Source organism: Paenibacillus agaridevorans (genome assembly GCF_003112455.1).
Taxonomy (GTDB): domain Bacteria; phylum Bacillota; class Bacilli; order Paenibacillales; family Paenibacillaceae; genus Pristimantibacillus; species Pristimantibacillus agaridevorans.
On sequence record NZ_BDQX01000196.1, the window covers coordinates 116,607 to 123,756 of the forward strand.

General features: G+C 56.5%; 5 protein-coding genes. All 5 read right to left on the bottom strand.

Features of this window, described 5'->3' with window-relative positions; all coding sequences use genetic code 11:
• Positions 1 to 21: 21 nt before the first annotated feature.
• Positions 22 to 1,785, bottom strand: coding sequence for an ABC transporter ATP-binding protein (locus PAT3040_RS19030; RefSeq protein WP_108993964.1), 1,764 nt, complete (start codon positions 1,783 to 1,785; stop codon positions 22 to 24).
• Between the two features lie 5 nt (positions 1,786 to 1,790).
• Positions 1,791 to 2,288 (bottom strand): MarR family winged helix-turn-helix transcriptional regulator, encoded by a 498-nt coding sequence (locus tag PAT3040_RS19035; RefSeq protein WP_258235056.1) that lies wholly within the window; start codon positions 2,286 to 2,288, stop codon positions 1,791 to 1,793.
• Positions 2,289 to 2,457: 169 nt separating this feature from the next.
• Complete coding sequence (locus tag PAT3040_RS19040) at positions 2,458 to 3,066, bottom strand: Uma2 family endonuclease (protein ID WP_307719171.1); 609 nt, start codon at positions 3,064 to 3,066, stop codon at positions 2,458 to 2,460.
• A gap of 96 nt (positions 3,067 to 3,162) precedes the next feature.
• On the bottom strand, positions 3,163 to 3,453 hold the full coding sequence (locus PAT3040_RS19045) for a winged helix DNA-binding protein (RefSeq protein ID WP_108993965.1): 291 nt from the start codon (positions 3,451 to 3,453) through the stop codon (positions 3,163 to 3,165).
• Between the two features lie 86 nt (positions 3,454 to 3,539).
• Entirely contained in the window at positions 3,540 to 7,004 is a 3,465-nt protein-coding gene (locus PAT3040_RS19050) for a UvrD-helicase domain-containing protein (RefSeq protein WP_181376713.1), read from the bottom strand.
• Between the last annotated feature and the right edge of the window lie 146 nt (positions 7,005 to 7,150).

The following is a 7,150-nucleotide window of genomic DNA, read 5'->3' on the forward strand; positions in this document are numbered from 1 at the left end:
TGGCCTTGGCTTCCGCTCGAATTAGACGACATCGGTCTTCAGCTCCTTCCCGATCTGGGAACGATAGATTTCTTGGTACACCTGGCAGCGTTCCAGGAGCTCATCATGCGTTCCTTTGTCCACGATCTTTCCTTGATCCATAACGATTATGTTGTCCGTATCCATAACGGAAGTAATCCGCTGCGCGATGAGCAGGCAAGTCATGCCTTGCGCATAAGTTTTGAGCGCCGATTTGATGCGAGCCTCCGTCACCATATCGACCGCGCTGGTGCAATCGTCGAGAATAAGAATGTCCGGTCTGCGGATCAGTGCTCTTGCGATGGATATCCGCTGCTTCTGACCCCCGGACAGATTAACGCCGCGCTGCCCCAACAGGGATTGATAATCTTCTGGCAGCCGCTGTATAAACTCATGCGCCTCGGCAAGTTTAGCGGCTTCCACCACTTCTTCGTCCGTCGCGTCTTCCTTGCCCCAGCGGATGTTGTCCATAATGGAGCCCGTAAACAGCATGGTTTGCTGCGGCACGATGGCGATGCGTTCCCGAAGCGCCGACGGATCGAGCTCTCTGATATCCGTATGGCCTACCCGGATCTCGCCGGAGTCCGCATCGTAGAAGCGGGGAATCAGCTCCACAAGACTGCTCTTGCCCGAGCCGGTGGAGCCGACGATGCCGATCGTCTCGCCGGGACGGCATGCGAAGGTCGCGTCGTCCACCGCCGGGCTGCCTTGTTCGCCGCCGTAGGAGAAGGTGACATTTCGAAACTCGATGGAGCCGATGGAGCCTTTGGCCCCCGCACTCCCTCCCGTTTCGCCTCCCCATTCCCCCTCTTCCCGCCAAGTCATGCCGTTCTCTTGTTTGAATACCTCGCCGACCCGCTGCGCGGACGCCTTGGCCCTGATGAACATCGTGAATACCATCGTCAGCATCATGAGCGCGAACAAAATTTGCGTCATATAGTTGACGAAGGCCACAAGATGCCCGACCGGCAGCAGATCGGCATTCAACCACCGCCCGCCAAGCCAGAGCACCGTCACGATACCGAAGTTGACCGTCAGCATAATCGCGGGATTAAAGATCGACATCGCCCGCATCGCGTTCGTCGAGCGGGCGCGCTGCTCCTCGTTCGACTTCTCGAATCTCTCTTCCTCGTAGTCGAATCGGTTGAACGCCTTGACGACCCTGACGCCGGATAAATATTCACGCACCGTCGCGTTCACCTTGTCCAAGGACTTCTGCACGTTCATGAACCTCGAGAACCCGATTCGAATATTAAGCGCTACCAATACAATGACGATGGGAACAATAACAAGCAGAATAATGGACAAATTCCAGTTGAGCCGGATCGCCATAATCAGCGCGCCTATCCCTATAATGGGAGCCTTTACGAAAATCCGCATCATCCCGTTTAGAAAGTTCTGCACGAGCGTTACGTCGTTCGTCAGTCGCGTAATGAGCGATCCGCGGTCGAATTGGTTCATGCTGTCGAAGGACAACGACTGGATTTTGGCAAACAGATCCGAGCGAAGCTCAGCTCCGAATTTCTGGGAGACATGGCTCGCCACAACATTGCGGATGGAAGCCGCTACCGCCCCCATTGCGGTAATGAGCAGCATAAGCCCTCCCATTTGGAGGACGTGGTTCATATCCTTCTCCGCGATTCCCTCGTCGATGATGTTCGCGAGCAGCGTCGGCATCATCAGATCCGCGCCGGCTTCGATCGTGACGAACAGGATCGCGAGAAGAAAGCTTTTCCAATATTTTCGAATGTAGCGCCCGTAAGGCATTGGAGTTAGTCTCCTTTCCTAGGCAGATGCGACGACAGCTTCTCCATCAGGGCCACAAGCTGCCGCTTCTCGTCTTCGGTGAAATGAGCGAAGGGCTCCTCGAGCGATTCCAGCCAGGCCGCTTCCATGCCGGCAATGGTCTCTTCGCCGCTCGGCGTCAGCTTGACGAGCTTTACCCGCGCGTCCTCGGGACTGTTCTCCCGCACGACGTGTTTCATCAGCTCGAGCCGGTCGATCATCTGGGACATCGTGCTCGCCCGCACGTCCAGATGGGCGGCGAGCTGCCCGATCGTCCTTCCCTCCGTGCAACGCAGATGGCGGAGGAGCATCCATTGCACGCGCGTCAGCTCCGGCTGGTTCTGATGGATCGCCTCCGAGCGCAGGTAACGCTGAATGCGTTGCATGTGGCCGACGAAGTGCTCGAGCGTTACACGGCTGTCCAAGTTGCCTTTCAACGTATGGTCAACGCTTCTACGATCGTTCTCATTAGTAAGATCGTGCACGTTCTCCCCTCCCGCTCTAATTGTTTATCACTAAACATATTATATAGCGAACCTAAATAAATTTGAATAAAAAAATTGCTGCCCCGTCTCTGCATTGTGATGCTCCATTAAATGCAAAAAGACATCTGCCGGATTACCTCCGAAACAGATGTCTATCCATTCTTAATTTTCAATTCGATAGATCCGGCACTCGGCTCAGAATGTCCCCCATGGTAAAGGACACGCATGGGATATGATTCGACTGTACCGTCATCTCCGCTGTGAATATCTCCGACAGCAAGTAGGCTTCACCATTCAGCTCATATCGTTCGAGCGCGCCTAATGCGGGATCGACGATCCAATATTCCGGAATGCCGTATTGTGCATAGCTTCGCGACTTATCGAGCTTATCTCTTCGAAGAGTGGAGGGTGACAGGATTTCGACGACCAGATCGGGCGGTCCTTCGACACCGCGATGGCTCACGATGCCTAGACGACTGCGATGTATCATCATCAGATCAGGCTGACGCACCTCAATCGCGCTTAAGATCAAATCGACGGGCGCGCTTAGAATCAGATAGTCCGCATCGCAAGTGTCCGCCATTCGTTTCAATATTTCAGCGCAAATAATTTGATGGGGAACGGAAGGGCCAGGCGACATTAACTCCAAAACACCGTTCGCAAGCTCATATCGGTTGCCATCATCCAAAGAAGCATAGTCCTCGTACGTGACTTTATCTTCTTTCACTCTATCCGGATATGAATTGCCCTTGCGCTTAATCTCCTTGTCATCCATCATGCCGATCCGCCTCCCCCTTACAATCTCATTGGCTACAAAAACGAACGTATATTCCCCACCAATTGTATCATGAGCTCGTATAGCGGACAATTCCTGTCATTCCTTCGCTCTATCCGCCCGAACCCATTCTTTTAATTCTTCCATGCTGTCAGGGTACTCATCCGCTAACTCGGCATGCTCCATTAAGAACCTCTCTCCTTTTTCCGAGAGCCTGACCGGCTTTAGAGAAAATCGATCTCCGACTCGCAATACCCGTTCTATGTAACCTTGTTTCTCCAGCAGCTTTATCATCCGTTCGAATTCGATATCCTTTATTCCATACACTTGCCCGCTAAGGGCGGCTCTTTTGTCTTTTATTTCTTTCAGAATGCTGAATCCTACTCTCATGGATACCGTCTCCATTTCCAAGCGTCGGAGGCTCCGCTGTCCTCATCCATGACGACAGCAGCCCCTCATGCAAGATCGGAACGCGCTTATCCTTCCGAGGCGTCGCTCCAGCTTGTTCCTTCCTTAACATACGTCCCCGTCCCCGCAAAATAAAGCCCAGCTTCCTTAACCGGGAAACCAAACGTCTTGCTCCACTCCTCTGCGTATGCAAGCACTTGCGGACGATAAAAGTCGATAAACGACTGCAGCCTCCCGTCCGGCACGGCGTCCGTCTTGAAGTCCACGATGACCCAGCCGTCCTCTTCTTCGAAGAGGAAGTCGATGACGCCGCGGAGAAGAAGGTCCGTACCCGCGTCCCCCGCTCGGGACGCAGCATTCATTCGCTCAGGAGAGCACGACGCACTTACCTCCTCAGAAGTGTACGATGGACCTGGCTCCACAGAAGCGCGCGACGAACTTAGCACCTCGGCAGTCACCCGCTTCCGAATCATGAGCGGCACTTCGAACAACCGCCGCTTTGCCCGCAGGCTTCGCTGCCACAGCTCGCTCCCGAGGATGGCTCGAACGATTGCCGCGGCATCGACGATATGCTCGGCCGCAAGTCCCTCTTCTTCGGCAAACATCCTGACGCCAGCCTCTACTCTCTCCTCCTGCAGTCCCTGGCCTGCGAGCTCGATCGCACGATGTACTACGCTGCCGAAAGCGAGCCCCCTTCCCGTCGCCGACCATTCCGGGATTTCCCCACCGTTTTTCGTCTGCCCCGTTACCGATGCCAAGCTGTACGTTGGAGCAGACAGCCGCCGCAGTCGCTCATCTCGCTTCTCTTGTATCCGCACCATATCCGGCGTCACAGTGACGGTTTCCTTGCGTTCCGGCTCCAGCTCCGGCACGTCCAGCTCGCGCACCAGATCCATGCCATGCATAAGCGGCGTCCACGGGCACTTGGCGGGCTGTTCCGGGTACAAGCTGACGACCAGCATTTGCTTGGGCCTTGTAGCCGCCACGTACAACAGCCTATCCTTCTCCGCATTCGCGAACAGCCGCTCCCGCTCGTTCATGTCACTCCAACCCGGCGGCTGCGCAACGACCTCGCGACCGTACTCCCCAACTTTCCGGCTCATCGTAAAATATCCCTTGGCCGTCTCCCCCGATCGGTCGATATACTCCGTCGCGTCATGATCGGTTTCGCCGCTGGGGCAAGCCAGGAAAACGACCGGCGCTTCCAGCCCTTTCGCCTTGTGCAAGTTCATAATGCGTACCGCTCCATTGCCGCCCGCGTACAAGCTGGAAGTTTCCATGCCGCGATCCGCCAGCAGCTCGCCGATCATGCGGGTAAGCGCCGGCCAGTTGGCCGCTGATCCCGCGTTATTTTGCAAAAGCTGCATTAATCGCACGAGCGTCCCCGCACGAACCGCTCCCGCTTGAAGCGTCGAAACGTACGGCAAAATGCCCAGATCCTCGATCATTGCCGCGAATACCGACATCGCGCTCGAATCTCCGCGAAGCCAATCCCGATACATGCGAAGCTTCGAAAGCGCCGCACGAACGGGACGAGCTTCCTCGGGGCACGCCTCCGCATCCGGGATGCCATGGAGCGTTATTCGTCCCGCCGCCTCTTTATAGGCCCATAACGCCCGGTCGCTCACGCCGAACAACATCCCCCGAAGCACGCCTAACAAGGCGGCGGAATCGCCGGGGTCATCGAGGTAACGGGTAAGCTGCCAGAGCGCAACGAGCTCTTCGTAGATCGTCCGGCTCCCCGACGTATCGGATGGCACGCCGTACAGATCCAGCTGCTCCGCGTACAGATGGATAAATTCGCGCGTCTTCGTCAGGATGAGGAAATCGCCCGGCACCGCGGCGCGGCTCCCTCCGTCCTTATCCGCGATGCGAATGCCGCTCTTGTTTTTGCCTGCACCGCCGCAAGCCCAAGCGATATAAGCGGCGATCCGCCCCGCGTCGAGCTGAGCGACGGCGGCCTTGCCTCCGGCTATTTTCGGATACGTAAGCGCAAACACGCCGAACGGCGAGCTTTTGCTCCCTGCTGGATTAGCCGCCCTCGTCTCCATATGCACATAGGCGGCCTGATGCGCCGTTTCCTCCTGCGGCAGCTTGCCGACGAATTGGCCGTTGATGAAATCGCCGATGGCTTGCGCCGACCGGAAGTTCGCCGTCAAACGAAGCACCGCCCCGCAGCCTTCGATTCGCGCCTTCACTTCATTATAGATCGAAATATCGGCCCGCCTGAACCGGTATATCGATTGTTTGGGATCGCCCACGACGAAAAGCGAGCCAGGTCGCGGCGTCAACCGGCGCCAATCGCGTTCATGACCGCTCCCGGTTGTTTCTCCCGTCAGCAAAAACATAAGCTCCGCTTGAATGGGATCCGTGTCCTGAAACTCGTCGACAAGCAGCCTCGTATACCGTGCGGCATAATAGGCCCGAACCTCCCCGTTCTCCCTGACAAGCTTCGCCGCTTCCATAAGCAGATCCTGGAAATTCAGCTTGCCTGCCGCGAATCTTTGCTCCCGGCATATATCAAGCGCAGGACGCACGAAAGCAATCAGCTTGGGGTACAAATATTCCCTCCACTCCTGAAGGAACGGGAACAATACATCGCGCTGCCATTGGGGGAAGCGCCGCTTCATCTCGCTCGCTTGCTCCTTGGAGGTCCACCTGTTTAATGTCACGTCAAGCTTCCGGTCGAACGACTTGGCGAGCTCCAACACGAACATATCATTCTTCAAATTTTCATACTTCAGCTTCTGCAGGCTTTGGCGCACCAGCTTCTGCACCGGATCCCAGCCGCTTGCCGGCTCGGATGCCGGAAGGAAAGGAGCAGCGGCATCCAGCAATGGAATCAACGTCGAACTAATGCGCTCGCAATCGGGCTGTTCCCGTTCCTCCGCCGGCAGGTCGACGTCCATGAAACCCGATACGCGATCATATACGTCCCTGAGCGTATTTACGTCGACGCCAAGGCCGATCAGCTCCTCCAGCTTGCGGGTCTCCGACTCGTTTAGTGCAGACATATAAGTGTCCCAACAGAGCTCCCGGAACGACTTGTCGCTTTCCTCATCCATCTCTTCGAATGAAGGGTCCAGCCCCGCTTCGATCGGACGCTCGCGCAGCAAGGAACCGCAGAACGAATGAATCGTGCCGATAAAAACAAGATCGAGGTTCGCAAGCGCACCGGCGTATCGTTGTGCGCGAAGGGAGCCCGCGGCAGCAACAGGTGGTGCGTCCAAGACAGCGGTGGGGGCGTCCGCGGCAGTAGCCGGGGCGCCCGCCGACGCTTGCCGATAGGCTTGCTCCAGCGCCAGCCGGAATCGTTCCTTCATCTCGTCGGCCGCCTTGTTGGTGAACGTGATGGCGGCAATCTCTCCCACGCGCACTCCTGATTCGATCAAAGCAAGGAGCCGCCCGACGAGACTTGTCGTTTTGCCCGAGCCCGCTCCCGCCTCCACTAAAAGCGTCGTGTTCAGATCCGTCAAAATGCGCTCGCGATCCTGTAGATGGGCCAGTCTATCCATCCCGTTTGCATCAGCCATAGCTCTCCACCTCCAGCAGCGTACCCAGCAGTCCTCCATTGCCTTCCAACTGACGTTTCTCGACCATTCGCGTCGCATGGGCGCCGCACACCGAAGCATAGTCGCACCATCGGCATTGCTGAATATCGGACGCCGGGATAAACAAG

Coding starts and splice junctions, on each gene's coding strand:
- PAT3040_RS19040 (WP_307719171.1), bottom strand. CDS start 3,066: ATGATGGATGACAAGGAGATTAAGCGCAAGGGCAATTCATATCCGGAT.
- PAT3040_RS19030 (WP_108993964.1), bottom strand. CDS start 1,785: ATGCCTTACGGGCGCTACATTCGAAAATATTGGAAAAGCTTTCTTCTC.
- PAT3040_RS19045 (WP_108993965.1), bottom strand. CDS start 3,453: ATGAGAGTAGGATTCAGCATTCTGAAAGAAATAAAAGACAAAAGAGCC.
- PAT3040_RS19050 (WP_181376713.1), bottom strand. CDS start 7,004: ATGGCTGATGCAAACGGGATGGATAGACTGGCCCATCTACAGGATCGC.